This window comes from Streptomyces sp. NPDC028305 (genome assembly GCF_055569495.1).
In genome coordinates this window covers 628655-645133 of the sequence record NZ_JBVHTN010000001.1, presented here as the reverse complement: position 1 = coordinate 645133, position 16479 = coordinate 628655, and the positions used below count along the sequence as shown (strand labels likewise).

Annotated in this window: 14 protein-coding genes, 1 other RNA gene and 1 pseudogene; 12 read left to right on the top strand and 4 right to left on the bottom strand. The window is 71.6% G+C overall.

What is annotated here, in order from left to right; genetic code table 11:
- Nucleotides 1-51 precede the first annotated feature (51 nt).
- Both ACZ4WQ_RS02930 and rnpB read left to right on the top strand, forming a co-directional pair.
- The gene (locus tag ACZ4WQ_RS02930; protein WP_468021961.1) at nt 52-621 is read left to right on the top strand and encodes a Uma2 family endonuclease; all 570 of its coding nucleotides are present in this window, start codon (nt 52-54) and stop codon (nt 619-621) included.
- Between the two features lie 56 nt (nt 622-677).
- Nucleotides 678-1084: RNase P RNA component class A (gene rnpB / locus ACZ4WQ_RS02925), an RNA gene on the top strand.
- A gap of 261 nt (nt 1085-1345) precedes the next feature.
- On the opposite strand, the pseudogene ACZ4WQ_RS02920 reads toward rnpB, so the two are convergent.
- Nucleotides 1346-1618, bottom strand: a pseudogene (locus ACZ4WQ_RS02920) (IS5/IS1182 family transposase); the annotation flags it as partial.
- A 45-nt stretch (nt 1619-1663) separates the two neighbouring features.
- A complete protein-coding gene (locus tag ACZ4WQ_RS02915; RefSeq protein ID WP_385341653.1) occupies nt 1664-2974 on the bottom strand; it encodes a HAMP domain-containing sensor histidine kinase in 1311 nt (436 codons plus the stop codon).
- A gap of 167 nt (nt 2975-3141) precedes the next feature.
- Between ACZ4WQ_RS02915 and ACZ4WQ_RS02910 the strand changes: the two genes are divergently transcribed.
- The 5 genes from ACZ4WQ_RS02910 to ACZ4WQ_RS02890 are packed head-to-tail and all read left to right on the top strand — an operon-like array spanning nt 3142 to nt 8668.
- Nucleotides 3142-3765, top strand: coding sequence for a hypothetical protein (locus tag ACZ4WQ_RS02910; RefSeq protein WP_385341650.1), 624 nt, complete (start codon nt 3142-3144; stop codon nt 3763-3765).
- Nucleotides 3762-4478 (top strand): ABC transporter ATP-binding protein, encoded by a 717-nt coding sequence (locus ACZ4WQ_RS02905; protein ID WP_361193845.1) that lies wholly within the window; start codon nt 3762-3764, stop codon nt 4476-4478. The genes ACZ4WQ_RS02910 and ACZ4WQ_RS02905 overlap by 4 nt, the downstream gene beginning before the upstream one ends.
- Nucleotides 4475-5212 carry an ABC transporter ATP-binding protein gene (locus ACZ4WQ_RS02900; RefSeq protein ID WP_361193842.1) on the top strand — a complete coding sequence of 246 codons (738 nt, stop codon included), beginning with the start codon at nt 4475-4477 and terminating at the stop codon, nt 5210-5212. The genes ACZ4WQ_RS02905 and ACZ4WQ_RS02900 overlap by 4 nt, the downstream gene beginning before the upstream one ends.
- Nucleotides 5209-7869, top strand: coding sequence for an FtsX-like permease family protein (locus ACZ4WQ_RS02895; protein ID WP_468021960.1), 2661 nt, complete (start codon nt 5209-5211; stop codon nt 7867-7869). Before ACZ4WQ_RS02900 ends, ACZ4WQ_RS02895 begins: the two co-directional genes overlap by 4 nt.
- A 52-nt stretch (nt 7870-7921) precedes the next feature.
- The gene (locus tag ACZ4WQ_RS02890) at nt 7922-8668 is read left to right on the top strand and encodes a response regulator transcription factor (protein ID WP_468021959.1); all 747 of its coding nucleotides are present in this window, start codon (nt 7922-7924) and stop codon (nt 8666-8668) included.
- Between the two features lie 50 nt (nt 8669-8718).
- Here ACZ4WQ_RS02890 and ACZ4WQ_RS02885 read toward each other — a convergent pair whose 3' ends face one another.
- Together ACZ4WQ_RS02885 and ACZ4WQ_RS02880 are read right to left on the bottom strand one after the other, a co-directional pair.
- A complete protein-coding gene (locus ACZ4WQ_RS02885) occupies nt 8719-10125 on the bottom strand; it encodes an MATE family efflux transporter (protein ID WP_468021958.1) in 1407 nt (468 codons plus the stop codon).
- Nucleotides 10126-10130: 5 nt separating this feature from the next.
- The gene (locus ACZ4WQ_RS02880; RefSeq protein ID WP_385341639.1) at nt 10131-10274 is read right to left on the bottom strand and encodes a hypothetical protein; all 144 of its coding nucleotides are present in this window, start codon (nt 10272-10274) and stop codon (nt 10131-10133) included.
- Between the two features lie 218 nt (nt 10275-10492).
- Between ACZ4WQ_RS02880 and ACZ4WQ_RS02875 the strand changes: the two genes are divergently transcribed.
- The 5 genes from ACZ4WQ_RS02875 to ACZ4WQ_RS02855 all read left to right on the top strand — a co-directional run bounded on the left by ACZ4WQ_RS02875 (nt 10493) and on the right by ACZ4WQ_RS02855 (nt 16443).
- Complete coding sequence (locus ACZ4WQ_RS02875; protein ID WP_468021957.1) at nt 10493-12043, top strand: ABC transporter substrate-binding protein; 1551 nt, start codon at nt 10493-10495, stop codon at nt 12041-12043.
- 86 nt (nt 12044-12129) lie between these two features.
- Nucleotides 12130-13050, top strand: a complete 921-nt coding sequence (locus ACZ4WQ_RS02870) for an ABC transporter permease (RefSeq protein WP_468022093.1) — start codon at nt 12130-12132, stop codon at nt 13048-13050.
- Complete coding sequence (locus tag ACZ4WQ_RS02865) at nt 13047-13895, top strand: ABC transporter permease (protein WP_468021956.1); 849 nt, start codon at nt 13047-13049, stop codon at nt 13893-13895. The genes ACZ4WQ_RS02870 and ACZ4WQ_RS02865 overlap by 4 nt, the downstream gene beginning before the upstream one ends.
- Entirely contained in the window at nt 13892-15388 is a 1497-nt protein-coding gene (locus ACZ4WQ_RS02860; protein WP_468021955.1) for an ABC transporter ATP-binding protein, read from the top strand. The genes ACZ4WQ_RS02865 and ACZ4WQ_RS02860 overlap by 4 nt, the downstream gene beginning before the upstream one ends.
- Before the next feature lie 323 nt (nt 15389-15711).
- Nucleotides 15712-16443, top strand: coding sequence for an oxygenase MpaB family protein (locus tag ACZ4WQ_RS02855; RefSeq protein WP_385341630.1), 732 nt, complete (start codon nt 15712-15714; stop codon nt 16441-16443).
- The last annotated feature ends 36 nt before the right edge of the window (nt 16444-16479 follow it).

Genomic DNA, 16479 nt, shown 5'->3' with positions numbered 1-16479 from the left:
CGGTACCTACTGTGGCGACAAGACAGGGAAGGGGGCGTGGCAGTGAGCGCCATGGCAGATGGACCGGTGACGCAGGAGGAAGTCCTGCTGGAGGGTTTCTTGGCCCTGGATACGCCGGAAGGCTTCCGGGCCGAACTGATCGAGGGGGAGATCATCGTGACAGGGCTGCCGGACGGGGATCACGAGCGACACATCAGCGTGATCATTGAGCAGGTGTTCACCAAGGCCGTCATCGATATGGACTTCTCCGGCAACAAGGGGCTCAAGGTTCCCCGCGACGCATGGAGTGTGCCAGACCATGTGATCCCCGACGGAACCGTCGTGCCCAGCGAGCAGCGGCTCTTCCGGGGCGCCGCACCCTGGATGCCCTGCGAGGGCGTCTCGATGGTCGTCGAGGTCACCTCGACCAGGCCGGACCGCGACCGGGAGACCAAGCGCCACTGCTACGCGAACGGGAGCATCCCGCTCTACCTCCTCGTCGGCCGCGAGGAGAGCTCGGTGACCCTGTTCAGCGACCCGGACAAGGCCGATTACCGGGAAGCCATCAGGGTCCCCTTCGGCAAGTCGATCGACCTTCCCGCGCCCTTCTCCTTCTCCCTGGAGACCGCCGACTTCCTCTGATCCCCGCCGCTGTCCGGGGCACCGCGCGCCCCCGGTACCATGGTCACTACGGCGGACGAGCCGGCCGGGCGGTCGCGTCGGGGTCTTTCGGGATCCCGCCGAGGAACGTCCGGGCTCCACACGGCAGGGTGGTGGGTAACGCCCACCCGGGGTGACCCGCGGGACAGTGCCACAGAAAACAGACCGCCGGGAGCCGCGAGGTTCCCGGTAAGGGTGAAACGGTGGTGTAAGAGACCACCAGCGTCCGAGGTGACTCGGACGGCTCGGTAAACCCCACCCGGAGCAAGGTCAAGAGGAGCGCCGTAGAAAGCGCTCTGCGCGGACGATCGAGGGCTGCCCGCCCGAGTCCGCGGGTAGACCGCACGAGGCCGGCGGCAACGTCGGTCCTAGATGGATGGCCGCCGCCCCGGGGGCCGTAAGGGCCCTGGGGAACAGAACCCGGCGTACAGGCCGGTCTCGTCCGCCCCACCTGCGACTTTTCCCTGGAAAGGGCCTCTGACCTGTGTCGGAGGCCCTTTCGGATCTTTCACGGGCTTACTGTCTTACGCGGCGGAAAGTCCCTCGGAAGTCCCTCGGACAGCACTGAAAACAGCGCGCACCTGTCCCTGTCGAGTTTCGGCAACCACCCGCTGAGGGTGTCGCTGCCATGCGTGGGAAGCGGCGCTGCGGTCCGCGACCGCCTGCGGCCGCTGCCTGTCGAAGCCCGAAGTCCTAGACGTGCTGGCTTTTTCGCCCTGACGTGGGCGGTGTCGAGGACGACGCGGGTGACGTCGATCAGGCGGGCGTCGTCCAGCCGGTGCAGCACGGCTTCGTGTAGGCAGCCCCACAATCCGGCTCTGGACCAGATCAGCACGTAGATGATGGCTGCGAACGGCGTCTCATCAGGGGTGTTGGCCGTTCCGCCGCGCTGCGGACGTGTTCGTTGCTCCGGGGGCAGCGGCCTTGCGATCTCCCGCAAGCCGTCCGGCGCGATCCAGTTCCACGTTCCCCGCCGCATGCCGGGTCAACATCCGCCTCACCACACAGGACACGGTTCAAGTCATCAGTATTGGGGCTGGTCGGATATCGGCAGCAGCAGGGTGAAGGTGGTCGGCGAGGCCCGTACGAGCGTGAGCCGGCCCCCGGCCGCCCGCGCCATGTCGCGCGCCAGGGGCAGGCCGATGCCGCTGCCGGAGCGTGAGGTGGTGGTGCCCCGCGCGAAGACGAGCCCGGGTTCGAGGGCCAGCGACCCCTCGTCGGCCACGTCCACGGCGACCGCGCCCGTCATCTCCCGCACCGTGACTCCGACCGTCCCGCTCCCGTGCCGGAGCGCGTTGTCCAGCAGCACATCCAGGATCTGCTCGGCGGTCCGGTCCGGTACGCGGATCGTCTCGCTGCCCGGTTCGAACGCGAAGTCCAGGCGGCGGCCTTCGGCGGCGAACGCGCCGTGCCAGCGGCGCTCCACGCTCTCGGCCAGCTCCCCGAGCGGCCCGGACCGCTCGGGGAGTCGCGGTCCGGGTGCCGCTCTGGCCAGGCGCAGGACCTCGTCGACCGTCTGCTGAAGGTGCCGGGACCGCTCCAGGGCCTCCTCGATCGCCGCCCTGAGGCGCGCGAGGTCCGCGCCCGGATCCGCGGCGGCCGCTTCGAGGCCCAGCTGGAGGCCCGCCAGCGGCGTACGGAGCTGGTGGGAGGCGTTGGCGCTGAACTGCCGCTCGTGTTCGAGCAGCGTGGTCAGCCGCTCGACCATGGTGTTCTGGGTGCGCGCCACCTGGTCGATCTCGGCGATCGCGCTGCGTCCGGCGCGGGCGGTCAGATCGCCGCCGGCGACGGCCACGGCCGTGGCCGACAGCGCCTCCAGCGGAGCGGTGAGCGTCCTCGCCTGGTGCCGCGCTACCAGTACGCCGGTGGCGAGCGCGGCCAGGGCGGTGCCGACGAGCGCCGCCCACGCGAGGCCCACCCGGGCCCAGACCTCCTGGGTGCCGTCCGCCGCGCGGACCACGCCGGTGACCCGCTCCGCCGTCGACACGGGCACGGCGGCGACCAGGTCCTGGCCGTCGCGGCCGCGCGCCACGACCCCGGCCATGGCCCGCCGGGTCACCGCATCCGCGGTCGCGGGCCCGTGTCCGTCGCGCAGGCGGCCGGCCAGGTCGTACAGGCCCACGCGGGCATCCGATTCGCTGGTGGGCAGCTCCGTGCGGTCCCCCGCCGCGAACTTCGAGCCCACGCGCACGGCGGCTGCCAGGGCCGCCCTCTCGAGCTCGCCGCGCTCGTCCGAGATGAAGGACCGCTGGATCCCCACGGCCAGCGGCGTGGCGAGCAGGACGAGGGCCACCATGACCGCGACCACCGCCACGCGCACCACGCGCTTCCTCATGCGCCCATCATGACCCCCGGACACCCCGGCGGTGCCAGGTATGACGGGCAGGCCGCATTTCGCCCCCGTGTTTTGCCGTCGTCTCACCTTCGTCGCAGCGGGCTTTGAGCACCGTCTCCCTAGCGTCGTGGACATCACCGGACCGCCCCCCGCGGAGGACAGACACCATGACCAAACGAGGCATTCTTGCCGTCCCGGCCGCGATGGCCCTGGCCGCCGCGGTCCTCGCGGGCTGTTCGGGAGGCGGGGGCGGCTCCGGCTCGCACAGCGGCTCGACCGGCTCCTCGTCGCACCAGCCCGGCCCCGCGCCCACGGAGTCCAACCCGCCCGGCGACATCCCCGACAACCAGGCCTATGTCTCCTACCGGCCCTCCGGCGCCGGCTTCACCGTCAAGGTCCCGGAGGGGTGGGCCCGCTCGTCCGCCCACGCCACCACGACCTTCAGCGACAAGCTGAACACGGTCAAGATCGGCTTCGCCCCGGCATCGGCGGCGCCGACGGTCAAGTCGGCCCGGGCCCAGGTGGTCCCGGCCCTCAGGAAGCAGGCACAGCGCTTCTCCCTGGAGAAAGTCACGACAGTTTCCCGCAAGGGCGGCCAGGCCGTACGGATCACCTACCAGGCCGACTCGGCCCCCAACCCGGTGACCGGCAAGGCGGTGCGCGACTCCGTCGAGACGTACCTCTTCTTCCACAACGGCCGCCAGGCCACCCTGACCCTGTCCGGACCGACGAACGCCGACAACGTGGATCCCTGGCGCATCGTCAGCGACTCGCTCCGGTGGCAGCGATGACCGGCCCGACGACAGCGCCCGCCCCGGCGACAGCGACCAGCCCGGACGAGGCGGCCGCCATCGAGGCCAGGGACCTCTACCGCTTCTTCCGCACGGGCGAGGAGGAGACGCTCGCGCTGCGCGGGGTGTCCCTGAGCGTGGGGCGGGGCGAGACCGTGGCCGTGGTCGGGCCGTCGGGCTCGGGCAAGTCGACCCTGCTGGCCTGTCTGGCGGGGCTCGACGAGCCGGCCGGCGGCTATGTCCATGTCGGCGGGGAGCGGATCAGCCACCGCCCCGAGGCCCAACGGGCGCGGGTGCGCGCCCGGCGCGTCGGGGTGCTGCTCCAGTCCGGCAACCTCATCGCCCACCTGGACGTACGGGAGAACATCCGACTCGCACAGGCGGCCGCCGGGCGCCGCACCCACACCCAGGACGTCGCCGAGCTGCTGGAGGGGGTCGGCCTCGGCGGTCGGGCGCACGCCCTGCCGCACCAGCTGTCCGGCGGCGAGCTCGCCCGCGCCGGTCTGGCCGTCGCCCTGGCGAACGACCCCGATGTGCTGCTCGCCGACGAGCCCACGGGCGAGTTGGACGGACGTACCGAACGCCGCGTGCTCGACCTGCTGGGGAGCCGCGCCGGGGCGGGCCGCGGGGTCCTCGTCGTCACCCACAACACCGAGGTCGTCGGCTTCGCCGACCGGGTGCTGGTGCTGCGCGACGGGAGGATCGAGCCATGAGCGCCGACGTCGTCGCCGACGTCCTCATCGACTGCCGGGACGCTTCCCGCACCTACGGCCAGGGGGAGAACGCGGTCGTCGCGGTGCACGGCGCCAGCTGCCTGGTGCGGGCCGGCGACCGCATCGCGATCATGGGACCCTCCGGGTCCGGCAAGTCTACGCTGCTGCACCTGATGGCGGGCCTGGAGCGGCCGACCAGCGGCGAGATCGACTGGCCCGGCCTCGGTCGGCGAGCCGCCGCCGGGGACATCGGCGTGGTCTTCCAGTCGCCGAGCCTGATCCCGGCCCTGGACGTCGCCGAGAACGCCGCGCTGCCGTTGGTTCTGGCGGGCACCGCGGAGTCCGCGGCCCGCCGCCGCGCGCTGGCGGCGCTGGAGGCCGTCGGCGTGGCGGACCTCGCGGACAAACTGCCGGAGGAGATCTCCGGCGGGCAGGCCCAGCGGGTGGCTGTGGCCCGGGTGCTGGCCCTGGGGCCGCGCGTGGTCCTCGCCGACGAACCCACCGGCCAGCTCGACCGCGCCACCGGCGGGCACGTCCTGGACGTCCTGCTGGACGCCGTGGCGCGACTGGGCGCCGCGCTCGTGGTGACCACCCACGACCCCACCGTCGGCGAGCGCCTCGCCGAGCGCTGGCCCATGCACGAGGGGCGGCTGGTCGTCCCCGCCCGAACCGAACCCGGGCCGAACGGGGCGCCACCCGCGCCCACCCACGTACGTCAAGGAGAGAACCCGTGATCACCACCTGGCTGTCCGGGCTGGTCAGGCGCCGCCGGGGCAGACTGCTGGCCGCCGCGCTCGGCATCTCGCTCGCCGTCGCGCTGGTCGCGGCCTTGGGCTCCTTCCTGACCGCCTCGAAGTCGACGATGACCGATCGCGCGGTGCGCTCGGTCGCCGTCGACTGGCAGGTCGAGGTCCAGCCGGGTGCCGACCCCGGCCAGGTGCTGGGCACCGTACGGTCCGCCCCGGGGGTGCACACCGCCCTCCCGGTCGGCTTCGCGCACACCACCGGCTTCCAGGCCACCACCGGCGGCTCCACCCAGAGCACCGGACCCGGCGTCGTCCTCGGCCTGCCGCCCGGCTACCGCGGCGCCTTCCCCGGCGAGATCCGCCAGCTGACCGGCGGCACGTCCGGGGTGCTCATCGCCCAGCAGACCGCGGCCAATCTGCATGTCGCCCCCGGGGACACCGTCACCTTCGGCCGCCCGGGAGGGCACCCGGCGCATGTCAAGGTGGCCGGTGTGGTCGACCTCCCCCAGGCCGACTCCCTGTTCCAGAAGGTCGGCGCCCCTCCCCAGTCCCAGCCCTCGGCACCGCCCGACAACGTGATCCTGCTGCCCGCCGCGCAGTTCGCCTCCGTCACCGCCCCCGTCAGGGCCGCCGACCCGGCCGCGGTCGCCACCCAGATCCATGTCGCCCGCGACGCACGCCTGCCCGCCGACCCCGCTGCCGCGTACACCGCGGTGACCGGCGCCGCGCACAACCTCGAGGCGCGCTCCGCCGGTGGCGCGCTGGTGGGCGACAACCTCGGCGCCGCACTCGACAGCGCACGCCAGGACGCTCTCTACGCCCAGATCCTCTTCCTGTTCCTCGGCGTGCCGGGTGCCGTGCTCGCGGCCCTGCTGACCGCGGCCCTCGCGGGCGCCGGCGCCGACCGGCGCCGCCGGGAGCAGGCCCTGCTGCGCACCCGGGGCCTCGGGTTCCGCAAGGTCGTCGGGATCGCGGCGACCGAGGCCGCCGTGGTCGGCGTGGCGGGCGGGCTGCTCGGGCTCGGCATCGCCGCCGTCGCGGGCCGTATCGCCTTCGGGACCGCGTCCTTCGGCTCCGGCACCTCCGCCGCGGCGGGCTGGTTCCTGCTGGCCCTGCTGCTGGGGCTGGTCATCGCGGCCCTGGCCGTCCTGCTGCCCGCCGTGCGCGATCTGCGGCAGGGCACCGTCGCCGAGGCCCGGCGGGTCGTCGGCCGGGCCGGGACCCCGCGGTGGATGAGGTTCTGCCCCGACCTGATCCTGCTGGCCGTCTCGTTCTTCGTCTTCCGCGCCTCCAGCGGAAACAACTACTCCCTGGTCCTGGCGCCGGAGGGGGTCCCCACCATCTCCGTGTCCTACTGGGCCTTCCTGGGCCCGGCCCTGCTGTGGCTCGGCTCCGCCCTGCTGCTGTGGCGGCTGGTCGTGCTCGCCCTCACCTACGGGCGCCGACCGCTGGCCCGGCTGGTCCGGCCGCTGACCGGAGCCCTGGCCGGGACCACCGCGGCGGGCCTGTCCCGGCAGCGCCGCCCGCTGGCCCGGGCCATCGTCCTGCTCGCGCTGGCCATCTCCTTCGCCGTGTCCACGGCGGCGTTCAACGCCACCTACCGACAGCAGGCGGAGGTCGACGCCCGGCTCACCAACGGCGCGGACGTGACGGTGACCGAGTCGCCCGGCTCGACCGTCGGCCCCAGCGCCGCCCACCCGCTGGCGGCCATCCCGGGAGTGCGCCATGTCGAACCGCTTCAGCACCGGTTCGCCTACGTCGGCGCCGACCTCCAGGATCTGTACGGGGTCCGGCCCTCCACGATCACCTCCGCCACCTCTCTCCAGGACGCCTACTTCGCCGGCGGCAGCGCCAAGAGCCTCATGGCCAAGCTCGCGGCCCGGCCCGACTCCCTCCTGGTCAGCGAGGAGACCGTCAAGGACTTCCAGCTGGCCCCGGGCGACACGCTCAAGCTGCGGCTCCAGGACTCCAGGACCAAGGCGTTCCACACCGTGCCGTTCCACTACGCGGGCGTCGTCAAGGAGTTCCCGACCGCGCCGCGCGACAGCTTCTTCGTGGCCAATGCCGGCTATATCGCCAAGACCACCGGCAGTGGCGCCGTCGGCACCTTCCTCGTCGACACCGGGGGCACACACCAGAAGGCCGTCGCCGCGAAGCTGCGCCACCAGCTCGGCACCACCGCGAAGGTCACCGACATCACCCAGACCCGGTCCGCCGTCGGATCCAGCCTCACCTCCGTGGACCTGGCCGGCCTCACCAGGATCGAACTCGCCTTCGCCGTCCTGCTGGCAGCGGGCGCGGGCGGCATCGTGCTGGCCCTCGGGCTCGCCGAGCGCCGCCGGACCTTCGCCATCGCCACCGTGCTGGGCGCCACCCGGCGGCAGCTGCGCGGGCTGGTGTTCAGCGAGGCCGCCGCGCTCACCGCGGCCGGGCTGGCCGGAGGCGCGCTCATCGGCTGGGCCCTGACCCAGATGCTCGTCAAGGTGCTGACCGGCGTTTTCGACCCACCGCCCGCGGGGGTGGCCGTACCCTGGCCGTATCTGGGCCTGACCCTCCTGGCGGCCCTCGCGGCCATTGCCACCGCCGCGCTCAACGGCGTGCGCAGATCCACCCGGCCGGCTGTGGAGGAACTCCGTGAACTCTGATCCCGGCCCGGCCGCGCGCGTCCACCGACCCGCCCGGCCTACCCTTCGGGGCATGCGTACGACACGGGCCGAGGACGCCGTATCCGTTCTGGTCATCGAGGACGACGACGTCATCGGACGACATCTGGAGACCGGGCTGCGCGGCAGCGGCTACCAGGTGGCCTGGAGCCGGACCGGCGGCTCGGGGCTGGCCGAGGCCCGGCGGCTGCCCCTCGACGTCGTCCTGCTCGACCTCGGCCTCCCCGACGTGGACGGCATCGAGGTCGCGCGGGAGCTGCGCGACGAGTTCCCCGATCTCCTCATCCTCATTCTGACCGCGCGCGGCGAGGAGATCGACGTGATCGTGGGCCTGGACGCGGGCGCCGACGACTACCTGGTCAAACCCTTCTCGCTGACCGTGCTCCTCGCCCGGCTCCGCGCCCATCTGCGCCGTCGCCCGGCCGGCCCGCCGGGCTTGAGCGAGCCGGTCAGGCTGGGGGACCTGACGGTGGACATCGCGGCCCGCCGCTGTCGGCTCGGCGACGGCGAAGTGGAACTGCGCCCCAAGGAGTTCGAGCTGCTCGCCGTGCTGGCCCAGCACCCGGGCGAGGCCGTCTCGCGCGAGACGCTGATGGCGCGGGTGTGGGACGAGAACTGGTACGGCCCCACCAAGACCCTGGACGTCACCATGTCCTCGCTGCGCCGCCGGCTGCAGACCGCCGCGGCGGCCTGCCCCGTCCCGCTCGAGCTGCCCGAGCTCACGACCCTGCGCGGACACGGCTACCGGCTCGAACCGCCCGGCCCCGGCGCGGCGAGGTAGGGCCGTGACACGGCGAGCTGGGCGGAGTGGTCACAGCCACCGCCGCAAGTTCAGGCGGTTGCTGTCGTCAAGGGCTGCGCGGCCGTGAGAGCGGCGCTGTAGCGGCGCAGCAGGAGGATCGCTGTTGCCGCGAGGCCGGTGAGGAGGCCGAGCCAGATGCCGATGGTTTCCAGGCCGAGGGCGTAGGCGAGGAGCCAGGCTGAGGGGAGTCCGACGACCCAGTAGCCGATGACGGTGATGCGGAAGCCGCTCTTGGTGTCGTGGAGTCCGCGCAGGAGTCCGACGCCGATGTTCTGGGCGCAGTCGAAGAACTGCAGGAACGTGGTGACGATCAGCAGGTGGGTGGCGATGGTGAGGGCCCGGGCGGAGCCGGTGTCGAGGAAGGGGGCCAGGACCAGCCGGGGCAGGGTGAGATAGAGGATGCCGACGCAGGTCATGACGGCGGCGGCGCAGGCGAGTGCGGTGTTCTTGATGCGGCGGGCGGTGTCGTGGTTGCCGAGCTCGAGTTCGCGGCTGACGTTGATGGACGCGGCGTGGGACAGGCCGACGGCGACCTGGAAGACGATGTAGACGAGTTGGTTGACGGCAGTGTGGGCGGCAAGCGCGTCGGGGCCGAAGGAGCCGGCCATCAGGGCGGTGACGGAGAAGAAACCCGCCTCGGAGCCGTACGTGAGGGCGATCGGGACGCCGAGACCGAGGAGGCGCTTGAACACCGCCGGGTCGGTGCGGGTGATGTCGAGGGTGAGGAGTGGGGCGAGCATGCTGTCCCTCCGCGCCGCGACGTACAGAGCGACGAAGGACAGCAGGTAGACGGCGGAGGTGGCGATGCCGACGCCCGTCAGCCCGAGGCGGGGAAGCCCGAAGGTGCCGTGGATGAGGATCCAGTTGAGGCCGGCGTTGACGCCGATGGACACGAGGGTGATCTGGAGGAGGGCCTGGGGGCGGCGCATGCCGACGGTGAACTGGCGGACGGCCTGGAACCACAGGCAGGGCAGCAGCCCGGGGGCGAGCGCGTACAGCATGTGCTGGGTGAGGCCGACGACGTCCGCGTCCTGACCGAGCCAGGCCAGCAGTTGCCCGATGAGGATCATCATCGCGGTGCCGGCGATCCCGGCAAGGGTGGCGACGGCCAGGCTCGCGCGGACCACGCCCCGCACCTCGTCGTGTGCCGGGTGCGCCGGCTCCTGCGGGTCGTCCGTGCTCTGGGCCGCCTGTTCGGCGCGGGCTGCTGCGGCGGCGACCTGGTTGCCGACGGAGGTGACGAGGCCGACGCCCATGGTACGGATCTGGTTGAAGATCACGATGGCGAGGCCGCCGGCGGCGAGCTCGGTGGTGCCGAGCAGTCCCATCATCACCGTGTCGGTGGTCGTGAGGGCGACCTGGGCGAGCTGGGTGAGAATGAGCGGGACCGCGAGCACGCTCAGGGCACGGCTGTCGTGGAGGAGCGTGGTCAGCATGTGGTCTACCGGTTCCTGCGGAGTTTGGTGAGGAGTTCGTCGACTTCCCGCTCGGTGTCGGGGCTCAGGAGGTCTCGATCGCTCATCCAGTCGTCGTTGAAGACGGTGTCCATGTACTTCTCACCACCGTCGTTGACCAGGGCGACCATAGTCGTTTCCGGCGGCAGGGCGGACAGGCGGGTCAGGGCTTCGTAGACGACGCCGCCGGCCGAGACGCTAGCACCTAATTTAGGTTAGGCAAACCTAACTCATTGGTCACCTGGCTCCCGCGGGTGAGCTCCTCGCGGTAGGCGCCCTCTTGCGAAGGCGGTTGTTATTAGGATAGGCAAACCTAAGCAATTCGTGGCTTCGTGGAGCGAGGACGTACGTGAACATCAACAGGCGCCAAGTGCTGTGGGCCGGCGGGGCGATGGGCGCGACGGCCCTGCTCGCCGCCTGTTCCTCCGGCGGTGGCGGTACCTCCTCCGACCCGGCGGCCGGCGGCAAGCCCAGGAACGGCGGCACCCTGCGGGTGGGCGCGCTGGGAAAGGCAAGCGCGATCACCCGCGACCCGCACGGCACCCAGACCAACGAGAGCGACTACCTGATCATCGCGCTCGTCCACGACACCCTCACCGTCCCCGGCGCCGAGTCCAACACCGTTGCCCGTCTGGCCAGTTCGTGGGAGTCGTCGGCCGACCTGAAGACCTGGAAGTTCAAGATCGCCAAGGGTGCGGTGTTCCACGATGGCACCCCGCTGACCGCCGAGGATGTCGTCTGGTCCCTCAAGCGGCTGCGTAACACCCCGTCCGGTTCGGCCCGGCTGCCCGGGATCAAGGCCGAGAACATCACCGCCGAGGGCACCGACACCGTCGTCATCATCTCCGACTACGCCAATGCCGAGTTCCCGGTCCTGACCCGGTTCACCACCTTCGTCCTGAAGAAGGGGACCAAGGACTCCGAGATCGCCAAGGCTCCCGGCACCGGCCCGTTCAAACTGGACTGGTACCGCGGCGGCAACGCGCGCCTGGTGAAGAACGACAAGTGGTACGGCCCGGCGGTGCACCTCGACGCCATCGAGGTCACCATGTTCGAGACCCCGCAGGCCATGGCCAACGCGCTGCTCGCCGGGCAGATCGACCTCGCCTCCAACGCGGGCGCGATCGCAGCCCGCACCGCCCAGACGCGCAAGGACATCCAGATCCTGCGCCGCCCCAACGACATGGCCATGCCCATCGTCATGCGCACCGCGAAGGGCAGCCCGTTCGCGGACGCGCGGGTGCGCGAAGCGATGCGCCTGGTCATCGACCGCGAGGCGATGGTCAAGCAGGTCCTGTCCGGCTACGGCACCGTCGCCAATGACATCCTCGGCACCGGCGACCCCGACTACGCCAAGGACATCCCCCAGCGCACGCGTGACCTCGCCAAGGCCAAAACGCTGCTGAAGGACGCCGGCTTCGACCTGTCCAAGACCTACGACCTGATCACCACAGACGACATCGCGGGCCTCGCCGACTCCGCGACCCTCTTCGCCAACCAGGCCCGCGAGGCCGGCATCAAGGTGAACGTCGTCAAGCAGGAGTCCGGCGCCTTCTGGCAGAAGACCTGGAAGACCGGCGACCTCTACACCACCTACTGGGGCACCAACGACTCGGTCGTCTTCTTCGCCTCCAAGACCATGGTCAGCGGCGCCGGACAGAACGAATCCGGCTGGGCGGACAAGGAATTCGACGCCGCCTACCGCAAGGTCATCGGCACCAAGGACGAAAAGCAGCGCGCCGCCCACCTCAAGCAGCTCCAGCAGACCGAGTACGACAGCTCCGGCTACCTGCTGTGGGGCATGGCCGACGGCATCGACCTGGCCGCCGCCAAGGTGCGCAACCTGCCCAGGCTGGCCGGCTACGGACGCGTCCAGCTCGAAGGCGTGTGGCTGAGTTGAGCCCCCTCACCAAGGCCGGTGCGGTGCCCGCTCCCCCCGCGGGGACGGGCACCGCACCGCGCCGCCCGTACCACCCGGCCGTAAGGGTGCCCGCCGCGGTCGCCCATCGGGCACTCATGCTGATCGTCCTGCTGGCCCTGGTCTTCGCCGCCGTCGAGCTACTGCCCGGGGACGCGGCCGGCGCCACCTCCGAACGCGGCGCCACCGCGGCCGACATCGCCGCCCGCCGGCACCAGTTGGGCCTGGACCGGCCGGTGTGGGCACGGTTCTGGGACTGGATGACCGCCCTGCCGACCGGTGACCTGGGCACCTCCGCCCAGGGCCAGAAGGTGACCGCCCTGCTCGCCGACCCGCTGCCCAACACCCTGGTCCTGGGCCTGAGCGCGTTCGCCCTCACGATGGCGCTCTCCCTGCTGCTGGGCTGCTGGGCCGCCGCCCGCCCTGGCCGGCTGACCGACCGGATCATCGGCCACGCCTCGACCGCCGCGTTCGCCCTGCCCGAATTCGTGATCTCCGTGGCCCTCCTGCTGGTGCTGTCCCTGTGGACCGGCTGGCTCCCGGCGGTCACCGTCACCGGCAGCGACGGCAGGCCCGCCCAGTGGACCATGCTGATCATGCCGGTGGTCGCCCTGGTCATCCCGCAGACCGGCTGGAACGTCCGGATCGTGCGCGGTGCCCTCGCCGACCAGGCCACCACCCCCCACGTCGAGGCCGCCCACCTGGACGGACTGCCGGTCCACCGGGTGCTGCTGCGCCACCAGTTGCCCGGCGCCGTACCCGCCATCGCCACAGGCTTCGCCACCACCACCGGCATGCTGCTGGGCGGGGCCGTGGTCGTGGAGACCCTCTTCAACTACCCCGGCATCGGCAACCTGCTGGCCGGCGCCGTCGCCTCGCGCGACACCCCGCTGATCACCGGAGTCGTCGCCTGCGCGGGCGCCGTCATCAGCCTCGTCCTGCTCGCCGCGGACCTGATCCGCGAGGCCACCGTGGGAGACCGCCCATGACCACCACCCTCGCCCCGGCGGTCGGGCGCCGGCGCACCGGACGCACCCGCACCCTGGCGCTGACCGCCTTCGCAGTCCTGCCCCTCCTGCTCACCGTCGCCGGTCCCCTGCTCGCCCCGCACTCCCTCTCCTCACCGGTCACCGCCCCGTTCACAGCCCCCAGCGCAGACGCCCCGCTGGGCGGAGACCAGTTGGGCCGCGACGTTCTCAGCCGCCTCCTGCACGGCGGCACCCTCCTCGTCGCCGGCGCGCTGCTGGTGGCCGCCGTGGTCACCGTGGCCGCCACCGTCATCGGCTGCTTCGCCGTCCTGCGCCCCGCACTCGGCCGGGCGGTCGAACGCTGCGCCGACGTCGCGATCCTGCTGCCTCCGCTGCTGGGCATCATGCTGATCGCGCTCGCCTGGCCCGGCGGCGGACGCTGGGCCGTCATCGCGGCAGCGATCGTCCTGGGAACCCCCTACGCCGTACGAGTCGTCGCCGCTGCTGCTGCCCCGCTCGCCTCCGCCGGCTACGTCGAGGCGGCCATCACCCGCGGCGAGTCCACCGCCTACATCGCCTTGTGCGAGCTGCTGCCCAACCTGCGCTCCACGGTCCTGACCCTCTTCGGACTGCGGTTCGTGGACGCCGTCTACGTCATCTCCATGGCGGGCTTCCTCCAGATCGGGCCCCAGCCCCCGGCCTCCGACTGGTCGTTGATGGTCCGCGAGAACGCCCCGGGCATCCTGCTCAACCCCTGGGCCGTCGTCGCCCCGAGCCTGGCGATCGCGGCCGTGGCCATCACCGTCAATCTCGCCACCCAGGCCCTGGCCCCCGACACCACGCAGAAGGCGGGCACCCGCTCGTGAGCGACCTCACCCACCACGACCGCGCTGATGCCCCGGCCGACGTGGCACAGCCGGTGGCGTCCGTCACCGGCCTGGAAATCGCCCTGCCCGACGGCACGGTGCTGCTGCCCGTCACCTCCGCGGTCGTCCGGCCCGGTCAGGTGACTGCTCTCACCGGTGCCTCGGGTTCGGGCAAGACCACCTTGCTGCGCGCCCTCATCGGCCACCTCCCCGACCGGGCCACGATCACCGCCGGCACCGTCGACGTCCTCGGCACACAGCCCCACACCCTCACCCCCGACGCGCTACGACGCCTGCGCCGCACCCGCGTCGCCTATGTCGGCCAGGACCCCGGCTCGGCGCTCAACCCCCGGATGACCGTCCACCGCCTGGTCGCCGAACTGGCCACGGACCCCTCCGCCGGCTCGGTCCGCTCCCTGCTGACGGAGTGCCGGCTCCCCACCGACCTTCTCGGCCGGCGTCCCACCGCCCTGTCCGGCGGACAGCAGCGCCGCGTCGCCCTCGCCCGGGCCCTCGCCCGCACCCCTCAGATCCTCCTCCTGGACGAGCCCACCGCCGGCCTCGACACCGCCCTGCGCGACGAGATCGCCCACCTGCTGCGCCACCTCGCCACCAGCCGTAACCTGGCCGTCGTCCTCGCCACCCACGACTCCGCCCTGGTCGAAGCGTGCGCCGACCACACCGTGCGGCTCACCGCGCCTGGCACGCAGCCGCCAAATGACGTGTCCTGTACGGCAGTAGAGCCGTCGGCAGCGGCCGCGCCGACCCGCACGGCCGGACCGGCACTCTCCGCCCAGGGTGTCGAGGTCTACTTCCGGAACGGCCGCACCCGCCGCCCCGCCCTGACCGGACTCGACTTCACCGCACCGGTCGGATCGGCCACCGCCGTGATCGGCCCCTCCGGATCCGGCAAGACCACCCTCCTACGGGTCCTCGCCGGACTGCACCCGCCCACCAGCGGCCGGCTCACCCTCGACGGCCAGACCTTGGCGGCCACGGCCCGGCGCCGCACCCGCGAACAGCAGCGCCGTATCCAGCTCGTCCCGCAGAACCCGCTCGCCTCGCTCAACCCCCGGCGCACCATAGGACACCAGCTTTCCCGCCCCCTACGCCTGCACACCAGCCTCACCGCGAGGGAGATACCCGAGCAGATCACCCAACTCCTTCAGCAGGTGGAACTCCCCGCCGGCTTCGCCAACCGCTACCCCGGCGAGCTGTCCGGCGGCCAGCGCCAGCGAGTCTCCATCGCGCGCGCCCTCGCCGCCGGCCCCGACATCCTCCTCTGCGACGAGGTCACCTCCGCCCTCGACACCACCACCGCCACAGCCGTCATGGATCTCCTCACCCGCCTGCGCGAAGAACACGGCACCACCCTCGTCGTGGTCTCCCACGAACGCCACCTGATCACCCACTACACCGACATCGCGCACCTGATGGACACCGGCCGGATCACCACCAGCGGCCCCACGGCCGAACTCCTGCCGACGGCGTGACCCAGTCGCCCGACAGGGCACCCGCCTGAAAGGCCGGATGCCCTGTGCGATGCCGGCCCCCGCGTCCTGCTCGACCGACTCGTTCTCGATCCGTAGGCATGATCTCGTCCTGGTGCTGGAGGGCATGTGTTCCGCGGTGGTCCGCAGGCGGTATGTGTGCAGGTCGCAGCGCTTTTCGGGAAAGGCGATGATTATCCCCGGCGTACAGGCCGACTCGTCCGCCCCACCACTCCGTCCTTTGCCTGGTCGCCCGGGCTCTGATCGAGTCTCGCGGGCGTTGAACCAGCATGGTTGAAGGGGAGTATCCGATTGACAGGGATCCAGTGAAGAGCAGCGAGGAACAAGCCCAGGTTGCGTACCGTCGTCTGGCGCTGGTGGACTTTCCCGAGGATCTTCGGCTGGGTCTCAACCTGGGTTTCTACCGGACGTTCGCCGTCCCGACCATCGCCAAGGTGCTGGTCGGGACGGGCAAGATGACCAGAAACCCCAGGGCGCGGGCCAAAGCCACTGGTGAACTGATGTACACACTCATCGAGCATGGCCTGGATTCGTCTGCTGGGCGCGAGGCGGTCGTGGCGTTGAACCGGCTGCACAGCGGCTTGCCGGTGGGTGAGGAGGAGTTCGTATACGTATTGGCGGCCTTCTGCGTCGCTCCTGTGCGCTGGATCGACCGACGCGGTTGGCGGGCGACCACGACTGATGAGAAAAACGCGGCGTACGGCTTCTACGCCGGCCTGGCGGAGCGGATGCACATCAACCTGCTGCCCCGCTCATATTCGGAGCTCGCCTCGTGGATGGACACATTCGAAGAACAGCACTTCGCGGTAACCGGTGAAGGGCAGGCCCTCATGGATGCCACCCGATGTCTGCTTGCCGCCCGTTTTCCCTCCCCGGTCGCGCCATTGGTACGGCTCGGTGCGGATACCTTGCTCGACGAACGGCTACGCGCAGGCGTCGGAGCGGCTCGCCCGCCGGCTGTCATACGCGGGCTGGTGGCAGTCGCTCTGTGGGCCCGCGCGGGAAGGCTGCGCCGCCGTAACCGACAGACGGCATGACGCGCCGCGACTGACAAGGTCCGGTCGGCCCGGATA